The organism is Spirillospora sp. NPDC127506 (genome assembly GCF_040302145.1).
In the GTDB taxonomy this organism is placed as follows: domain Bacteria; phylum Actinomycetota; class Actinomycetes; order Streptosporangiales; family Streptosporangiaceae; genus Spirillospora.
In genome coordinates, this window is sequence record NZ_JBEORG010000060.1 from 1 (window position 1) to 17,373 (window position 17,373).

Sequence of the window (17,373 nt, forward strand, 5' to 3'; positions counted from 1 at the left end):
TGGACCTTAGACAAGCCCATCATCGCAGGCCACGGGGCATCCCTTTTGTCGTTTCCGCAACCTGAACAGCAATCACCCGGTGGATCGAGGCTAAGTCCGCAGGCCTCGGTTGCTGCAGGAGCGGTTGCGCTCGAGACGGAGAGGAATTGGCGGAGGTACGGGGAAGGTCCGCCGTGGGCCAGGTAGTCACTGAGTTGCCGACTGCAGGCGGTCAGGGCTTGGAGGACGAAGTCGAGGGCGGCCTGAGGCTGGAGCGAGTTGGTGGTTTCGCCGCGCCAAATCCACAGGCGGGTTTCGGTGCCGTCCGGGTGGGAGGGGCACAGTTCGCTTCCCTCGGCCCGGATGGTCGGCGAGGCGGTGATCTGGTGTTCCAGTGCCTGGTCCCAGGTAGAGATGGTTCGCGGCGTGATCTTCAGGGCGATGCCGAGCTGGTCGGCGAATGGGCGGACGGTGTCGACGGCCCGGTCGAGCACGGTGAGCGTCTCATCGCAGGAGCCGCATGAGGCCTCTTCTCCCATTGCCACAGTCCAATAGTCGATGACCAGGGGTGTTCTGGGGGCGGAGCCGGCGGCGTCGGATGCCGTGGCGGCGTGCGCGGTGGCGGTCACGAGGTTCCTTCCTTCTGGTCGTTGGCCGACGGGGCGCAGGAGGCGCTTGTGGTGAAGTCGTCGCGGGCGCGTTCGAGCGCGTCGGCGATGCCGCGCAGTGTCTCGGCGAGTGGGTCGAATTGGATCTCGTAGAGGACGCTCCGCCCGGTCTTGGTCGCCCGTAGGACGCCTGCAGCCCGTAGAAGGGCGAGGTGTCGGGAGACGACGGACAGGTCGACGTCGAGGCATTCGGCGAGTTCCGAGACTGAGCAGGCGCGGCAACGCTCGGCGAGCAGATCCACCAGGCGGACACGCGTGGGGTCGCCCAGAGCGCGGAAGAGCTGGTGGCCCAGCACCGCACCAAGATCGCCCGTTGACTCAGGTTTGTTCACTTGCACAAGTATGCAAATATTAGCCTTGTGTGGCAAGCAGGAGCGTTTGTGGCTTCGTCAGGCGATACCCGGTAGCGACGGGGTAAGGAGAGCGCGTCCCAGGGCGGCGAGATCGTCGTCGAGGTGGGGGCGTCGGCGCAGGTGTTGGATGCGGGCCAGGTCGTTGACGATGGCGAGGACGGCCTGGGTGATCACGCGGGCTTCGGGTTCGATGAGGTCGGGTGTCTCGGTGGTGAGCAGTTGGACCCATTCGCCGACGTAGTCGTGTTGCAGGCGGCGGATTGTGCGTCGTTGGTCGTGGGGTAGGTGGACGACCTCGGTGATCAGTGCGCCGGTGAGGTGGCTGGAGGTCAGGGTCAGGTCGATGTAGGACCGGAGAAGTCGGGTGAGTGCCTGGCCGGGGGTGGACGCGGTGGCGAAGATGCGGCCGGCGTCCATGTGCAGGGCGTCGGCGGCGCGGGTGAGGGCCGCGACGAGGAGTTCGGACTTGGCGGTCACGTGGTTGTAGATGCCGGCGCCGCTGATGCCGGCGGCGGCGCCGATGTCCTCCATGCTGACGGCCTGGTAGCCGTGTTCGCCGAATAGGCGGGCGGCGGCGTCGAGGACGGATTCTCTGCGGGACGCGCGGGAGAGCCCGGTGTTGGTCGCGGCGTTGGGGCGGTCGGGCTTCTCCGGGGAGTCGGGGAGCGCGGTGCGGATCACGGCACCTCCGAGTTGCTGCAGGAGGGCGTGGAAGCGTGCGCGGGGAAGATGGGCGCTGTGGTGGGAGGGGCTGGCGAAGACGGCGAACAGTGCCCAGGTCAGCAGGTCGGCGTCGGCTGTGGTGAGGCCGGGTCTGGCTGCTTGGATGACCGGGGCGGTGTTCTCGGCGACGCCGCGGAAGCGGTGGCGTAGCCGGTCGCGGTCGGCGTCGGGAAGGTTCCGGGATTCGCGTTGCCAGAGGACTCCGAGGTCGCGGCGGTCCAGCGTGAGGGAGGCCATGACGTCCAGGAGGGTGTCGATGTCTCCTGGTGCGGTGTCGCGGACGGCGGTCTCGAACGCCGAAAGGCCGTCGTCGACGGTGCGGGCGAGCAGTTCCTGCTTGTTGCGGAAGTGGCGGTAGAGGGCCCCGGCCGTGATGCCGACCGCGCCGGCGATCTGGTCCATCGTGACGGTGTGGTAGCCGTGCTGGTGGAACAGGTCGGCGGCGGCGGTCACGATCTGCGCCTTGCGGTCGCGTGGGCGCCTGCCGCGTGCCGGATGCGTGCTCGTCCGGGTCATCGCGGTCTTGTCCTCGGTCGGCATCACGTGGGGAATGTTAGGTCCGTTCAGGAGTAGCCGCCGCCGCAGACGACGACCTGGCCGCTGATGTAGTCCGACTCTGGCAGGCACAGCAGGTAGACCGCTCCGGCGGCTTCCTCGGGGGTGCCGGCCCGGCCGAGCGGAATCATCTGCTCCATGGCGGTGAGCAGGCCGGGGTTGACGCCGACCTTGATCTGGCGTCCTTGCACGTCGATAGTGGAGTCGCTGTCGGCGGCGGCTTCGGTGAGGCGGGTGCGGATGAGGCCGTAGGCGACGGCGTTGACGTTGACCGCGTAGCGGCCCCATTCCTTGGCGAGGGTCTTGGTGAGGCCGACGATGCCGGCCTTGGCGGCGCCGTAGTTGGCCTGCCCGGCGTTGCCGCCGAGCCCGGCGATCGAGGAGATGTTGACGATCTTGCGGTGGACGCGCAGGCCGTCGGCTTGTTCGGCCTTGGCGCGGGCGCTGATGACCGGCTGGGCGGCGCGCAGGATGCGGAACGGTGCCTTGAGGTGGACGTCCAGGATCGCGTCCCACTGTTCGTCGGTCATCTTCTGGATGACGCTGTCCCAGGTGTAGCCGGCGTTGTTGATCACGATGTCGACACCGCCGTAGTTGTCGACGGCTGTCGCGACGAACCGGTCGGCGAAGTCTTCGTCGGTGACGCTGCCGACGCAGGCGACGGCCTCGCCGCCGGCGGCTTTAATCGCCGTCAGGGTCTCCTCGGCCGGTTCGGGGTCGAGGTCGTTGATGACGACGCGGGCGCCGTGGCTTGCGAGTTTGAGGGCGATGGCGCGGCCGATGCCGCGGCCGGAGCCGGAGACCAGGGCGATCTTGCCGTCGAGTGTTCCCACGGGAGTCCTTTCCGGTGCTGTCATGCCAGTGCGATGAGGGCTTGGCCGCGCAGCGTGATGGTGCCGTCGTTCAGTGCCACTTGGAGGTCGAGGCGGGCGCGCCGTTCTCCGTCGCCGTCCTCGATCGCGGTGACCTGGCCTGTGCAGATCGGCTCGGCGTGCAGCGGGGTGATGGAGGTGAAGCGGACGCTGTAGGAGCGGATGCGGTCCTGAGTGACCCAGCCGGTCAGGAGCCGGCCGAGGTAGGCCATGGAGAGCATGCCCTGCGCGAAGACGTCGTCGAGCCCGGCGTTGCGGGCGGCGTCGATGTCGATGTGGATGGGGTTGTGGTCGCCTGATGCGCCCGCGTACAGGGCCAGCGTCGTTCGGCTGATCTTCGGTAGCCGCAGGGGCGGCAGTTCGTCGCCCTCGTGCAGGTCGGTGAGGAGGGTCATGCTTCCGCCTTCTCCTGCTGAACAACGATGACGTTGCTCAGGTCGGCGATCGGCCGGCCGGCTCTGGTGACATGGGTCTGGCGGACGAGGAACCGCAGCGCGCCGCCCTTGCGCTCGTAGTCGTCGGTGATGCGGGATTCGAAGGTCAGGCTGTCGCCGGCGTGGCAGAGCGCGTGGTAGGTGAAGCTCTGCTCGCCGTGCAGGACCCGGTCGAGGTTGATTCCGGCCTCGGTCAGGAAGGCGAAGGGGTCCGGCCGGTCCATCTCCAGGCAGAACAGGAAGGTCGGGGGAACGGGCAGGTCGCGGTGGCCGGCACCGCGGGCGGCGTCGAGGTCGGTGTAGACGGGGTCGGTTTCCCCGATGGCCTTGGCGAACAACCGCAGCCGCCCGCGCTCTACATCGACGGTCGACGGCGGCGTGGACAAGCCGATCGCTGGTGATCCGGCCATCTCAGCTGGTCCTCTCGTAGAGGGTGACCACGGCGGCGCCGCCGAGCCCGATGTTGTGCTGGAGAGCCAGCCGGGCGTCCTCGACCTGCCGGGCGTCGGCCTGGCAGCGCAGCTGCCAGACCAGCTCGGCGCACTGCGCGAGGCCCGTGGCGCCGAGCGGGTGTCCCTTGGACAGCAGCCCGCCGGACGGGTTGGTGACGACCTTCCCGCCGTAGGTGTTGTCGCCGTCCAGGACGAACTTCTCCGCAGTCCCCTCGGGGGTGAGCCCGAGCGCCTCGTAGCTGATCAGCTCGTTGGTGGTGAAGCAGTCGTGCAGCTCCACCACGTCGATGTCGTCGGGCCCTACGCCGGCGTCGGCGTAGACGCGCTCGGCCGCGGCCCGGCTCATGTCGTAGCCGACGACCTTCATCATGTCTCCAGCGTCGAAGGTGGACGCGGTGTCGGTGGTGAGCGCCTGGGCGCGGATGGCGACGGAGGCATCCAGGCCGTGCCGCCGCGCGAAGTCGGTGCTGCAGACCACCGCGGCCGCCGCGCCGCAGGTGGGCGGGCAGCACTGCAGGCGGGTCAGCGGACCGTAGATGCGCGGGGAGGCCAGCACCTCCTCCTCGGTCAGCGCCGTCCGGAACACCGCGTAGGGGTTCGCGGCGGCGTGGCGCCGCGCCTTGACCGAGATCTTGGCGAACGTCTCGGGGGCGGTGCCGTGCGCGTCGGCGTAGGCCTGGCCGGCGCCGCCGAACAACTGCGCGGCGACCGGTGCGTGCGCGTCCGCTCCCTGGATCTGCGCCATCGCCGTCTCGGAGCGTTCGAGGGGGTCGGGGCGGTCGTCCCAGACGCTGGCGAGGGCGCCCGGGCGCATCTGCTCGAAGCCGACGGCCAGCACGCAGTCCACCTCGCCGCTCTGGACGGCCTGGCGGGCCAGCCACAGCGCAGAGGAGCCGGTGGAGCAGTTGTTGTTGACGTTGACGATGGGGATGCCGGTCTGCCCGAGGCTGTACAGGGCCGCCTGGCCGCAGGTGGAGTCGCCGTAGACGTAACCGGCGTAGGCCTGCTGCACCTGGCGGTAGTCGAGGCCCGCGTCCGCCAGCGCGACGCGGGCGGCTTGCTCGGCGAGCACCGTGTAGGGGGTGCCCGCACTGGGCTTGGAGAACGGGGTCATCCCGACCCCGGCGATCTGAACGAAACGGTCCACGCAGAACCTCCGCACTGGTGTCGTGCTGCTTGCTCTTGCCAACGGAGGTTAATCCATATTTACTTACGCCACCAAGTGCCCACTACAGACGCATGCTGTGATCTCAGGATCCACCATCGAATCTTCACTCTGGAGGGGTGATGGCGCTGCCTTCCCGGCTCGACCGCCTAGCGCTCCCACTCGTGGCCGCTCCGATGACCGACGTGTCGGGGCCCGACCTGGTGACCGCGGCGTGCCGCAACGGGGTGGTGGGCTCGTTCCCCACCCACAACGCGCGGACGCCGTCCGAGCTCGACGGCTGGCTGGAGCAGATCACCGCCGGCCTGGCCGACCTGGAGGACGAGGCCGCGCCGTTCGCCGCGAACCTGGTCGTGCACCGCTCGAACCAGCGGCTCGCGGGGGACGTCGCCTCCCTGATCCGCCATGAGGTGCCCCTGGTCATCACCAGCGTCGGGTCGCCCGCTCCCGTCCTGGCCCCGCTGCAGGACGCAGGCTGCCTGGTTTTCGCCGACGTCGCGAGCATGCGGCACGTCCAACGCGCGATCGACGCCGGCGTGGACGGCCTGGTGCTGCTGACAGCGGGCGCCGGCGGCCAGACGGGCTGGGCCAACCCGCTGTCGTTCGTCCGGGCCGTCCGCGGCCAGTTCGACGGGCCCATCGTCCTCGCCGGAGGCGTGTCGGACGGCGTCGCCCTGTGGGCCGCCCAGGCCCTGGGCGCCGATCTGGCCTATATGGGCACCAAGTTCATCGCGACCACCGAGAGCCTCGCCGACGACGCCTTCCGCCAGGCACTGGTCGAATCGTCCCTGGACGACGTCACCCTCACCACCGCCCTGAGCGGTCTACCAGCCAACTTCCTGGACGGATGGTTGAAGAAGGCAACGGCGGACGCCCCGCCGCAGGGCGCCGACGGGTTCGCGCAGCAACGGCTCCTCAACCAGCGCAACGTATGGAGCGCCGGCCACAGCGTCTCGGGAATCACCGGGATCCTCAGCGTCGCCGAGCTGGTCGAGCAGACCCTCCGCGAGTACGACCAGGCCCGGCAGGCGACGGCCGAGGCGCTCCAGCGGGCCACCGAGCACCGGCAATCCGCATCACCACGGCAATCCACGGCCACCCCAGGATCAGGAAGGTAGACGCCATGTGGGGAACTCTGCCCAAGGTCTTCGACCGGACGTGCACCTACTACGCCGACCGCACCGCCCTCGTGGACGCCGACCGGCGCCTCAGCTACGCCCAGATGCGCCAGTGGGCCAACCGGGTCGGTAACGGGCTCACCGGCCTCGGAGTCGGCAACGGGCATCGGGTGGGGCTCCTGATGCCGAACTGCCTGGAATTCATCCCGACGATGTGCGGGATCTGGAAGGCGGGCGCGGCGGTCACCCAGATGCCCACGCGCGCCTCCGCCGAGGACTTCCACTACTTCCTCGACGAGGTCGGGGCCTCGACGCTGATCTACCACGAATCCTTCGACGGCCAGATCACGCAGATCCGCGACCGGCTCCCCGAACTCCGGCACGTCATCCGGCTCGGCGGCGGCACCCCCGCGGCGGACGTCCTGGACTACGAGACCGCCTTCGCGACGCAGCCCTCGACTGCCCCGGACGTGGACATCAGCGTCGACGACCTGGCCTTCGTCGGGTTCACCTCGGGAACCACGGGCGTCCCCAAGGGCGTCCTGCAGACCCACGCCACCTGGTCGCACTACGCCATCACCGCCGGCCTGGAGATCGGCGACATCCGCCCCGGCGAGGTCTTCGCGCACGCCGCGCCGCTCACGCACTTCACCCAGACCTTCGTGATGCCCGTCTTCATGCGCGGCGGCACGAACGTCCTGCTGCCCGGTTTCGACCTCGACCTGCTGCTGGACACCATCGAACGGGAGGGCGTGACGGCCACCGCCGTCGTCCCCACGATCGTCTACATGCTGCTGGACCACCCCCGCCGCGAGAAGGCCGACCTGTCCACGCTCCGCACGATCATCTACGCGGGCTCCCCCATGGCCCCCGACGGGCTCCGCCGCGCCCTGGAGACCTTCGGGCCGGTCTTCGCCCAGACCTACGCCGGAACCGAGCCCGGCTACATGACCTGCCTGCGCAAGGAAGACCACCGCCTGGACTCCCCCGAGGGGATCGCCCGGCTGGCCTCGGCCGGACGCGCGATGTACCACGTCGATCTGACCGTCCGCGACGCCGACGGCAACCTCCTGCCGCCGGGCGAGACCGGTGAGATCTGCGCGTCCCAGCCCGGGCAGATGGTCGGATACGTCGATGCCGGGCGGGACGCCGAGGCGATGCAGGACGGCTGGGTCCGGTCCGGCGACATCGGCTACATCGACGACGCCGGCTACGTGTTCATCGTCGACCGCAAGAAGGACATGATCGTCACCGGCGGCTTCAACGTCTTCCCCCGCCAGATCGAGGACGTCCTGATCACCCACCCCGCCGTCGCCCAGTGCGCCGTCATCGGCGTCCCGGACCCTCGGTGGGGCGAAGCGGTCAAGGCCCTCGTCGTCACCCGGCCCGACACCCCGGTCGAACCCGGCGAGCTCATCGACCTGGTCAAGAAGCACAAGGGCAGCGTCTGGGCGCCCAAGAGCGTCGACTTCATCGACTCCCTGCCCACCAACCCCGCAGGCAAGATCGACAAGAAGTCGCTGCGGGCACCGTACTGGTCCGGCCGCAGCCGCCAGGTCAACTGACCACCCACCCTCCCCGCAACGCCCTCACCCGTTTCCGACCGCAGCAGAGCGGTCCTCTGCTGCACCCCCGGCGGAAGGACACCCACCCCACATGAGACGCGTAAGCCTGCCCAAAACCAGACCGACACTCCTGATCATCGGCACCCTCATGGCCGTACTGATGACGGTCACCGCCGCCCAGGCCCTCACCGGCAGAACACCGGCCAGAGCCGGCACCACCACACCGACGGCGGCGGCCGTCCCCTGCCAGCAGCTCACCGGCCTGGACCTCACCGCCCTGCCAGATGCCCCCACAAGGATCATCTCCGCGACGCACGTCGCCGCCACCGCCGACAAGCCCGCCTACTGCCAGGTCAAGGGCTACGTCTCACCCCAGATCCAGTTCGAGCTCCGGCTCCCCGAGCAGGGCTGGACCGGACGCTACGTGCAGCTCGGCTGCGGCGGCTTCTGCGGATTCGCCGCCCCCGACAACCCCAACCACTTCCTCCCCGGCGGATGCGCGCCCCCCGACGACGGGCGCGTCGTCCTCGGCGCCAGCAACGGCGGCCACATCGGCGTCGACTCGCGAGACGCCCTCTGGGCCCACTCGGACCCGCAGCTGCGAATCGACATGGCCTACCGGTCCGAGCACGTCACCGCGCTTGTCGCCAAGGCGGTCACCAAGGCCTACTACGGGCAGGCGCCCCAGTACTCCTACTTCGCCGGTTGCTCCAACGGCGGCCGGCAGGCGCTGATGGAGGCCCAGCGCTACCCCGACGACTTCGACGGCATCATCGCCGGCGCCCCCGGCAACAACCTCGTCGCACTGGCCGGCGAGTTCTTCCCCTGGATCGCCACCGTCAACACCGACGACAAGGGCCGCCAGATCCTCGGCCCGGACAAGCTGCCGCTCCTGCAGAGCAAGGTCATGCAGGCCTGCGACGCCACCGACGGGCTCACCGACGGCCTCATCAACAACCCGCGCAATTGCGACTTCGACCCCGGCACGCTGCGCTGCCCCACCGCCTCGCCCCAACCGACCTGCCTGACCAGAGACCAGGTCGACGTGGTCCGCAAGATCTACCAGGGACCGGTCGACGCCAAGGGCCGACGGCTGTTCCCTGCCGGACTCGCCAAGGGCACCGAAGCGGCCTGGCTCGGCTACGTGATCGCACCCCAAGGCCAGACCGGCGGCCTGGAGGCCCTCGGCTACAACTACCTCAAGTACTTCTCGTCCTGGAACAACCCACCCGCGTCCTACACCCTCAAGGACCACCGCTTCGACCTGCGCACCTTCAAGAAGCTGCGCGAGATGAGCGGCATCTACGACTCCACCGACCCCGACCTCACCCGCTTCCGCGACCGCGGCGGCAAGCTCATCATGTGGCACGGCTGGGCCGACCCCGCCATCCCGACCGAGAGCACCCTGGCCTACCACCACGCCCTCACCCAGCGGATGGGCGGCCCCAAGGCCACCGGGCGATTCGCCCGAACCTTCCTGTTCCCCGGCGTCTACCACTGCGTCCAGGGATACGGACCCGACACCTTCGACCTGTTCACACCCATCTACGACTGGGTCGAGAAGGGCACCGCACCCGAGAAGATCACCGCCGCGAAGAAGGACGGCGACCGGACCGTCCGGACCCGGCCCGTCTACCCCTATCCGATGCAGACCAAGTACACCGGCACCGGAAGCATCGATGACGCCGCCAACTTCACCGGCGTCATGCCCGGCAAGCAGCCCGACGACCGCTACCCCTGGGTCGGCGCCCCATTCCGCTCCGACTACCAGCAGACCTGCCGCTGGGAAGGCATAAAACTAAAGTGCACCCGGACCAGGTCCGCCTGAGCCCACACTGAAACACAGCCTGACGGGGACCGCGGGAGCGCGTAGTGCACTTGGCAGAACGCCACGGCACCAGCGCGCCCTGCGGTCCCACGCGGTCAAGGCGTTCCCCTCCCGCAGGCCACCGCACCGACGCCCACCGTTACGACGCCCGAACTGAGCGGGCTTTGTACCTCTGTCCACACCCTCAAACCGGCGAAGCCATTGGGCAGAGATGGCCGGCACAGGATGCGATCGGCTCGCGGACATCAAGTTTCATCTGAGGACTCGAACGGAATAGAAGGCGAGGCATCCGAACAGGCAGGATAATCCGTAGGCAATGTTCCGGCCGGTGCCACCGAAGAAGACGTAGAAGCAGGCTGCGAAAACGCAAACCAGGACGAGAACGATGTCCAGGATTCCGAGAATGAGCGCGAGCACAAGTCGGATCAAGAACCAGACGAACCCCAGGCCGTACCACTTCCCCATGGTGGAGTCGCCGTAGGCCCATCGACTCAGGGCCAGTGGACTGTAGAACGCGTCATCCCAGTAGCCGTTCCACCTGTCGATTCCTTTGTTCAGCAGGTTCGGCGGTGCCTCCTGGGCAGCGGCCTGAGCGGGCCTGAACTCGATGCTCCTCGTCTCGACCTGAGTGACATCGATCGTGACCGTCCGGTCGCGGACCTGGACCTTCGTCGTACCGTCCAGGGTGGCCTCGAACTCGCCCGCATGACCGCCGAGATCATAGACCTCGTCGAAACCGACTGACCGGTCCCGGAGCACCACACGGATGGCATCGGCAGGCCGCCGAGGCAGCGAGTACTTGGCGCCGATCGAGAACTCCCCCAGCGGCGTCACGACCGACTTGTCGCCGGTGACGACCATCCCGCTTCCCGGACTATAACTGATCTTGAAGGGAAGGAACGTCGGCTTGTACGACCCCTGGGCACCGCCACCGTTGCCGCATCCCGCAAGTCCGAACAGAACAAAGATCAGCAGCGGGGCGATGACGAGCCCAGTACGGCGAGCCATATCGCCGGAGCCTAAGGTGAAATACGCCCGACGACCATGTCAAACGACACAAACACGAAGTCTTTCGGGGGTGTGTCTTCCCATGCTGTCGGGTGCATCCTCACCACTCGATAGATGATCATTGAGGGACATACGTTCCGTGGCGTGGTGAGACGACGTACAGCCTGCGGCCCCTTGAGGCAGGCCTCGGCTTGGCTGAGTGGACGATCGCCAAGTGCATCCCGTCGGTTGTTGGAAGGGATGACGGTGATCTTGGTGGAGCCGACGGCGGTCAGGTGGTTGCGCAAATCGGCGGAGGTTGACGGCTCCCGGGTGGTGCGAGGATGCGGTCATGGCCGACCTCCGTAAGCGCGAGCCCCGGACGATCAAGGCGCATCTGGCCACGGTGACCTTGCGCGGCGACCACGTGGAGATACGCCGAAGCGGCTTGGCACGCATAGCAGCCGAGCGGCACACGGTGATCCCCTTGGCCGACATCGTCCAAGTGCAATGGAAAGATCCCACGATGCTGGTCAACGGGTGCGTCTTCATGGCTACAGCCGAAGATGTCAAGACCGTGAAGGCGCTGGGGACGACCAAAGAGACGGCGATCGGAGGTAACTCGCACACCGTGCTGTTCACCGGGTATCAACGCAGGCGCTACGCAGAACTGCGTGCCGTGCTGAAGGCACTCCTGCCGGACGTCCCCACGGCACCGGCGGGATAGGCGCCTTCTGGCACCTACTGGATCCAGCCTGCCCGCAGAGAACACGGCCGGGAGGTGTGCCGGCGGTCTATTCGAGGTCGAGTTGGGCGGTGATGTCGCGGACGGCGTCTCGGGCGGTTCTGGCAGAGCCGACCAGGGTCGCCGAGCCGGGGCCCGTCCAGTCGCCGTATCCGAGCAGGTGCAGCCGGGGTTCAGCCAATGACCGGGTTCCACCGCCGGTCGGTATGCGCCCCGTCCCGTCACGCAGGCCGAGCGGCGTGAGGTGACTCAGCGCCGGGCGGAAGCCGGTGCACCAGATGATCGCATCGCAGTCCTCGATTCTGCCGTCGGGCCAGGCCACGCCGGTTGGGGTAAGGCGGTCGAACATCGGCTGGGCGCGCAGAACGCCCCGATCCCGGGCGTCCCGTACCGCAGGCACGGCGACAATGTCGCCCAGTCCGCCGATGCCGCCGGAGTCGGCGTGCCCATCGCGGAGCTGGCGGATACGGCGAGTGGCCAACTCAAAGAGGGCACGTCCGTCGAGGTCGTCGGGGAGGAAGCGCGGCGGGCGCAGGGTCGTCCAGATCGTTGTCGCCCGCGACTGCAGGTCTGCGGTGATCTGGGCGGCGGAGTTACCCGCGCCGACCACCACGACGCGCTGCTCGCGGAAGTCATCGGGCGTGCGGTACTGCGCGGTATGGAGCTGACGGCCTTGGTAGTCGCCGCGTCCCGGATAGTAGGGCAGGTAGGGGCGCCACCAGGTCCCTGTCGCGCTGATGACGTGCCGGGCCCACCAGAACTCGGTCGCGCTGTCCAAACGGAAGAGATCGCCGTCGCGGTGCACCGCGTGGATGCGCACTGGCCGGTGTATCGGCAGGTCGTAGCGCTTCTCGTAGGCGGTCAGGTAGTCGACGACGTGGGCGCCGGGTGGGTAGCCGTGATTCCAGGGCGGCATCGGCCAGCCTGGGAGCGAGCTGTAGCGGGCGGGTGAGAACAGCCGTAGCGACTCCCACATATGCGGCCAAGCCCCGCCCGGCTCTTCCTGTGCGTCGAAGATCGCGAACTCCCTGCCACTGCGGCGCAGGTAGAAACCGGCGGCCAGACCCGCCTGACCGCCACCGATGACGGCGACGTCGAGAACATTGGTAGGCATGTGTCATTCCTCGTTCCTGCGCGGTGCCAGGCGCGGGGCGGGCATGCGTACTGCCGATGGTGCGGCCGACGGCCGGCGTCCTGTGGTGCGGGCCGTTGCGGTACCGGCGGCGAGTACTGCGGCCAGGACGGCGATGACGGTCAGCACCAGAAACATGCGGGGGTATCCGCCGAGTCCGGCGGCGATGGCGGCTCCGGCGAAGGGCGCCACGGCGGTGGCGGTGGTGATGGGCGCGGCGAGGATGCCCGACAGGGCGCCGTAGGACGCGGTGCCCCAGCGGTCGGAGACGGCGGTCGCCTGGAGCAGAGTGGCGATGCCCCGGGTCGTGCCGGCGAGGAAGGCGACGGCGATGAGCAGCGGCACGGGTCCGGGGATGGCGGCGAGGGCGGCGGTGGTGGCGGCCGACAGGGCGAGGATCCAGACGGTCCGTGCGCGGACGCTGGTGCGGCGGACGAGGGCGCCGTAGCCGAGGCGCCCGGTGACCTGGCCGATCCCGCCGAGGCCGAGCGCCCAGGCGGCGGTGCTGCCGCTGGCTCCGCGGGAGGTGAGCAGCGGGATGAGGTTGATCATTACCGCGTACATCGCGAACGCCGACAGGGTGAGCGCGGCGGCCAATAGGAGAAACGGCCTGCTGCGCATGGTGGCCGACACCTCGGACCCGGTCTGCTCGTGCGGGCGGCTGGGCTTGTCCGGTGAGGCCTGGGGTGGCGGGGGCCAGGGGCGGTGCAGGGCCAGCAGGTGCAGCGGGACGGTCACGACCGCCAGGACGGCGGCCAGCACGAGGTAGACGCCGCGCCAGGTCAGGTGGGCCGACAGTGTGTCAGTGAGCGGCGCGAAGACCGTGCTGGCCAGGCCTGCGACCAGCGTGAGAGTGGTCAGGGCGCCGAGGTGGCGCGGCGCGTAGTAGCGGGTGAGCGCGGCGAAGGCGGGCTGGTACAGCACGGCGGACATCGCGACGCCGGCCAGCAGCCAGGCTCCGGCGAACGTCCAGAGGGTGGGCGCGGCGGCCACGGCTAGGACGGCGAGCACGGCGAGCGCCGAGCCGCCGGTCATCAGGACGCGGGGGCCGTGCCGGTCCAGCGCGCGCCCGACCGGGACGCCGCCCAACGCGGCGACGATGAGCGAGGCGGAGAACGCGGCGGTGATGGCCGCGGTGGACCAGCCGGTGTCGCGGGTGATGTCGTGCGCGAGGACGGGGAAGGCGTAGTAGAGCACGCCCCAGCTGGTGATCTCGGTGACGCAGAGGGCGAGCAGCGGGACGCGGGACACCGTGCCGGGGCCGGCGGCGGAGGTGTCCGCCGCCGATCCCGGTGCGGGAGTGCCACGGCTCATCAGGTCGTCGCCCCGTCAGGCACCACTGTGTTCGGCCTCTCCGGAGTAGCCGTGCACGTGCCCGGTTGCGAATCCCAGGCCAGCGGGGGCTCCGATGCCGATGCTGACCGGTTCGGGGGCCGTGGGGCCGCAGCATGATCCGCCGTCGGGTTCGGACTGGGCGGCCGGGGCGGGCGTCGCCTCGGTGGAGCACGAAGTCCCGCAGCCGTCATCCTGGCCGGCGCTCGGGTTGGCGGCGCCCGGTAGCAGGTCGTCGGTGACCAGGCTGGTGGAGCACACGCCGGTCTCGGGCAGGTCGAGCTGGACGGTGTCGGCTGCCTCGCGGTCGCCGGAGAGCGCGGCGACGATGGAGCGGACCTGCTCGTACCCGGTGGCCATCAGGAAGGTGGGGGCGCGGCCGTAGCTCTTCATCCCGGCCAGGTAGAAGCCGGGCTCGGGGTGGGCGAGGTCGCGTTCGCCGTGCGGCGGGACGGTCCCGCAGCTGTGGAAGTTGGGGTCGATCAGTGGGGCGAGCTTGGCGGGTGCCTCGGTGGCGGGGTCGAGTTCGACCCGAACCTCGCGCAGCATGTCCAGGTCGGGCCGGAACCCCGTCGCGGCGACCACGATGTCGCCTTCCAGGACGCGCGGGCCGTCCGGAGTCTGGCCGTTGACCTGGACGGATCCGGCTTCACCGTCCGGGGTGGCGACGCCGGTGATGGTGAAGCCGCGGACCAGGTCGATCTCACCGTTGTCCACGGCCGCCTTCAGGCGGGTGCCGAGCGCGCCTCGTGCGGGGAGGCCGTCGGCGTCGCCGCCGCCGTAGAGCCGGGCCACCGATGCGCCACGCACGGCCCAGGTGATGCGGGTGCCGGGCTCGTTCTCGGCGAGTTCGGCCAGGGCGAGGAGGGTGTTGGCGGCCGAGTGCCCCATCCCGACCACCAGGGTGCGGCGGCCCGCGAAGCGGGACCGGTCACGGCCCAGCACGTCCGGCAGCGGGCCGGTGATGTGGGCGGCTGCCTGGTCCTCGCCGGGAGCGGGCAGGCCGGAGTGGCCGAGCGGGTTGCTGCGGCCCCAGGTGCCGGACGCGTCGATGACCGCGCGAGCGGCGATGTCGTCCACGGCTCCGTCCGGGCCCACGGCGCGGACCAGCAGCGGGCGCTCCTCGCGGCCGACCGTGCGGGTCACGTCCACGCCGTGGCGGGTCACGGCCACTACGCGGGTGCCGGTGCGGATCCGTCCGGCCAGCGCGGGGACCTTGGCGAGCGGTGCCAGGTAGTCGCGGAGGAGTTCGGCGCCGGTCGGCAGGGCCTCGGGGTCGGGCAGACGCCACCCGGTCGGCTCCAGAAGCCGCCGGGCGGCGGCGTCGGTGTCGTATCGCCATGGCGAGAACAGCCGGACGTGTCCCCACTCTGAGATCGCCGCGCCCACCTCTCCCCCGGCCTCCAGGACGAGGAAGTCCTGGTCGCGTTCGGCCAGATGGGCGGCGGCGGCCAGCCCGACCGGTCCGGCGCCGATCACCACGACCGGCAGCCCGTCGAGCGGCCCCTGCTCGACGCAGCCGCAGCCGGCGTCGGTCTTGGCCTGCTGGACGGTGGCACCGGGGTCTACGGCCTGCTCGGCGTCGGTGCAGCACGCGCTGACACCGCAGCAGCTGCTTGCGCTGGCGGGGGCGTCCGGGGAGGCTGCTGGCTCCGGTCGTCCGGTTTCGTCGTTCACGATGACTCCTTTGTCGGTTCGGTCATGGGTGTCGGGCGCCGGGGAATGCTGTCAGAGGCGGGTGCGGTAGGCGGCGGTCGTCACGCGGTCGATGTGTGCGGCGGAGCGGCATGTGGGCGTGCAGACCTGGCCGCAGGTCTCACAGAAGGACACGGCCTTGACGCGCCGGGCGGTGATCCGGGCGAGCAGCGTCTTCATCTCCGACTCCTTGTTTAGATGCTTGTCTAAGCAGGCGCCAGTTTGCATCACTGGATAGATAGATGTCAAATTAGATGCATGTCTAAGATGCTGGAGCTTGAGGACGTGACCGACCCCGGCTGCTGCGCGCCATTGAGCGGTCCGGCGTTGAGCGAGGCGGAGGCCGCCGAGCTGGCCAAGGTGTTCAAGGCGCTGTCCGACCCGGTGCGGTTGCGTCTGCTGAACATGATCGCCTCGGTGGACGGGGGCGAGGCGTGCGTGTGCGATCTGACGGGCGCGTTCGACCTCACCGGGCCGACCATCTCCCACCATTTGAAGGTGCTGCGCCAGGCCGGGTTGATCGAGGGGGAGCGGCGCGGCACGTGGGTGTACTACCGGGTGGTGCCGGACAGGTTGACCCGACTGTCGGGTCTGTTCACCCTGCCGGCTCTAGTCCCGGCCTGATTCCACACGCCGTCTTGCTCTGGAGGCGGTCATCGGGTGGACGTCAGCGCGCCGTCGGAGGTGCGTACCTGCTTGCGCAGCCGGGTGAGGACGTGCCGGGCGTCGGCGGCGACTCCGCGCAGGGTGGCCGAGGCGAAGGAGCGCTGCCATTCCAGGCCGACGAATCCCAGTCCCGGATGGGTGGCCGAGACGCCGCCGCGATGGCGGGGCTGTCCGTCGCCGTCCAGTGCGCCCAGCGGGGCGAGGTACTCCACGCCCGGCCGGAACCCGGTGGCCAGCAGCACCACGTCGACGTGTTCGCGGGTTCCGTCGCTCCAGAGGACCTGGTCGCCGTCCAGGCGGGTGAACATCGGGCGGCGGTCGGGGTTGCCGGTGGCGATGGCGTCCCGGTAGGTGCCGGTGTCGAACACCGGGGTGCCCTTGCCGCCGGTCAGCAGCGGGCGCGCCCAACCGGCGGCGTCCAGCCCGGTGCGCTGCAACCAGATGTGCATGTCGACCCCCAGCACGCGCTGGGGCATGAAGCGGAGCGGGTGCCGGGTCGCCAGCGTGACGTCGGCGACCGCGGCCAACTCGATCGCGATCTGCACGGCCGAGTTCCCGCCTCCCACGACCACGACACGCCGGCCGGTGAACGGGCCGGGACGCCGGTAGTCGGACGAGTGCAGCACCGTGCCGGGAAAGCCGTCCAGTCCCGGCAGGTCCGGGCGGTGGGGGCGGCTGAATCCGCCCGTCGCGGCGATCAGCAGCGGCGCGGCGAAGATCTCGCCGCTCGTCGTGATCACCTCGAACCCCGGTCGTGTGCCGTCCTTGGCAGCCACGACCGTTTTGACTCGGCGACCGGTGCGGATGTCGGCGTCCAGATGGGCGGCGTAGTCGGTCAGGTAGGCCACGACCTCGTCCCGTGTGGGGTAGCCGTCCGGATCGCCGGGGAACTCCGCTCCGGGCAGTGCACTGCGCCTGGCCGGTGAGAACAGGGTGAGGCTGTCGTAGTACTGCGGCCAGGACCCGGCCGGCTGGCCGGCCGCCTCCAGGACGATGGGCACCAAGCCCAGGGACCGGGCGATGCGGGCGGTGGCCAGACCGGCCTGGCCACCGCCGACGATGACGAGTGGTGCGGTGAGCATGGAGTCAACATATCAATATTTC

18 protein-coding genes are annotated in these 17,373 nt (G+C 69.5%); 5 read left to right on the forward strand and 13 right to left on the reverse strand.

Annotated elements, in window-relative coordinates:
* The 7 genes from ABTW95_RS33010 to ABTW95_RS33040 form a co-directional block, all read right to left on the reverse strand.
* Nucleotides 1-608: DUF2703 domain-containing protein (locus ABTW95_RS33010; RefSeq protein ID WP_500228341.1), on the reverse strand; the 608-nt coding region annotated here is incomplete at its 3' end.
* Nucleotides 605-979: an ArsR/SmtB family transcription factor gene (locus ABTW95_RS33015; RefSeq protein ID WP_346045050.1), complete on the reverse strand. Its 375-nt coding sequence runs from the start codon at nucleotides 977-979 to the stop codon at nucleotides 605-607. The genes ABTW95_RS33015 and ABTW95_RS33010, both read right to left, overlap by 4 nt.
* A gap of 57 nt (nucleotides 980-1,036) precedes the next feature.
* A complete protein-coding gene (locus ABTW95_RS33020; protein ID WP_089327879.1) occupies nucleotides 1,037-2,263 on the reverse strand; it encodes a TetR/AcrR family transcriptional regulator in 1,227 nt (408 codons plus the stop codon).
* Between the two features lie 23 nt (nucleotides 2,264-2,286).
* The gene (locus ABTW95_RS33025; RefSeq protein ID WP_205719621.1) at nucleotides 2,287-3,111 is read right to left on the reverse strand and encodes an SDR family NAD(P)-dependent oxidoreductase; all 825 of its coding nucleotides are present in this window, start codon (nucleotides 3,109-3,111) and stop codon (nucleotides 2,287-2,289) included.
* 20 nt (nucleotides 3,112-3,131) lie between these two features.
* Entirely contained in the window at nucleotides 3,132-3,545 is a 414-nt protein-coding gene (locus ABTW95_RS33030; RefSeq protein ID WP_089327877.1) for a MaoC family dehydratase, read from the reverse strand.
* Entirely contained in the window at nucleotides 3,542-3,994 is a 453-nt protein-coding gene (locus ABTW95_RS33035) for a MaoC family dehydratase N-terminal domain-containing protein (RefSeq protein ID WP_089327876.1), read from the reverse strand. The genes ABTW95_RS33030 and ABTW95_RS33035 overlap by 4 nt, the downstream gene beginning before the upstream one ends.
* Before the next feature lies 1 nt (nucleotide 3,995).
* On the reverse strand, nucleotides 3,996-5,183 hold the full coding sequence (locus ABTW95_RS33040; protein WP_089327875.1) for a lipid-transfer protein: 1,188 nt from the start codon (nucleotides 5,181-5,183) through the stop codon (nucleotides 3,996-3,998).
* Between the two features lie 140 nt (nucleotides 5,184-5,323).
* Between ABTW95_RS33040 and ABTW95_RS33045 the strand changes: the two genes are divergently transcribed.
* The 3 genes from ABTW95_RS33045 to ABTW95_RS33055 all read left to right on the forward strand — a co-directional run bounded on the left by ABTW95_RS33045 (nucleotide 5,324) and on the right by ABTW95_RS33055 (nucleotide 9,712).
* Complete coding sequence (locus ABTW95_RS33045) at nucleotides 5,324-6,319, forward strand: NAD(P)H-dependent flavin oxidoreductase (protein WP_089327874.1); 996 nt, start codon at nucleotides 5,324-5,326, stop codon at nucleotides 6,317-6,319.
* 5 nt (nucleotides 6,320-6,324) lie between these two features.
* Nucleotides 6,325-7,884 (forward strand): AMP-binding protein, encoded by a 1,560-nt coding sequence (locus ABTW95_RS33050; RefSeq protein WP_500228342.1) that lies wholly within the window; start codon nucleotides 6,325-6,327, stop codon nucleotides 7,882-7,884.
* Nucleotides 7,885-8,032: 148 nt separating this feature from the next.
* A complete protein-coding gene (locus ABTW95_RS33055) occupies nucleotides 8,033-9,712 on the forward strand; it encodes a tannase/feruloyl esterase family alpha/beta hydrolase (RefSeq protein ID WP_500228343.1) in 1,680 nt (559 codons plus the stop codon).
* Between the two features lie 252 nt (nucleotides 9,713-9,964).
* Here the strand turns inward: ABTW95_RS33055 and ABTW95_RS33060 are convergent, their stop codons facing one another.
* A complete protein-coding gene (locus ABTW95_RS33060; protein ID WP_143228076.1) occupies nucleotides 9,965-10,720 on the reverse strand; it encodes a hypothetical protein in 756 nt (251 codons plus the stop codon).
* Between the two features lie 331 nt (nucleotides 10,721-11,051).
* Here ABTW95_RS33060 and ABTW95_RS33065 point away from each other — a divergent pair, with 331 nt between their 5' ends.
* Nucleotides 11,052-11,426 (forward strand): hypothetical protein, encoded by a 375-nt coding sequence (locus ABTW95_RS33065; protein WP_089327870.1) that lies wholly within the window; start codon nucleotides 11,052-11,054, stop codon nucleotides 11,424-11,426.
* 67 nt (nucleotides 11,427-11,493) lie between these two features.
* Here the strand turns inward: ABTW95_RS33065 and ABTW95_RS33070 are convergent, their stop codons facing one another.
* The 4 genes from ABTW95_RS33070 to ABTW95_RS33085 are packed head-to-tail and all read right to left on the reverse strand — an operon-like array spanning nucleotide 11,494 to nucleotide 15,783.
* On the reverse strand, nucleotides 11,494-12,558 hold the full coding sequence (locus ABTW95_RS33070) for an ArsO family NAD(P)H-dependent flavin-containing monooxygenase (RefSeq protein ID WP_089327869.1): 1,065 nt from the start codon (nucleotides 12,556-12,558) through the stop codon (nucleotides 11,494-11,496).
* A 3-nt stretch (nucleotides 12,559-12,561) separates the two neighbouring features.
* Nucleotides 12,562-13,890, reverse strand: a complete 1,329-nt coding sequence (locus tag ABTW95_RS33075) for an MFS transporter (protein WP_089327868.1) — start codon at nucleotides 13,888-13,890, stop codon at nucleotides 12,562-12,564.
* A gap of 15 nt (nucleotides 13,891-13,905) precedes the next feature.
* Nucleotides 13,906-15,585, reverse strand: a complete 1,680-nt coding sequence (locus tag ABTW95_RS33080) for an FAD-dependent oxidoreductase (protein WP_089327867.1) — start codon at nucleotides 15,583-15,585, stop codon at nucleotides 13,906-13,908.
* A gap of 51 nt (nucleotides 15,586-15,636) precedes the next feature.
* Nucleotides 15,637-15,783, reverse strand: a complete 147-nt coding sequence (locus ABTW95_RS33085) for a hypothetical protein (protein WP_165950286.1) — start codon at nucleotides 15,781-15,783, stop codon at nucleotides 15,637-15,639.
* A gap of 78 nt (nucleotides 15,784-15,861) precedes the next feature.
* On the opposite strand from ABTW95_RS33085, the gene ABTW95_RS33090 reads away from it, so the two are divergent.
* Entirely contained in the window at nucleotides 15,862-16,227 is a 366-nt protein-coding gene (locus ABTW95_RS33090) for an ArsR/SmtB family transcription factor (RefSeq protein WP_089327866.1), read from the forward strand.
* Nucleotides 16,228-16,256: 29 nt separating this feature from the next.
* On the opposite strand, the gene ABTW95_RS33095 is transcribed toward ABTW95_RS33090, so the two are convergent.
* Entirely contained in the window at nucleotides 16,257-17,351 is a 1,095-nt protein-coding gene (locus ABTW95_RS33095; RefSeq protein ID WP_500228344.1) for a flavin-containing monooxygenase, read from the reverse strand.
* Nucleotides 17,352-17,373: the final 22 nt, after the last annotated feature.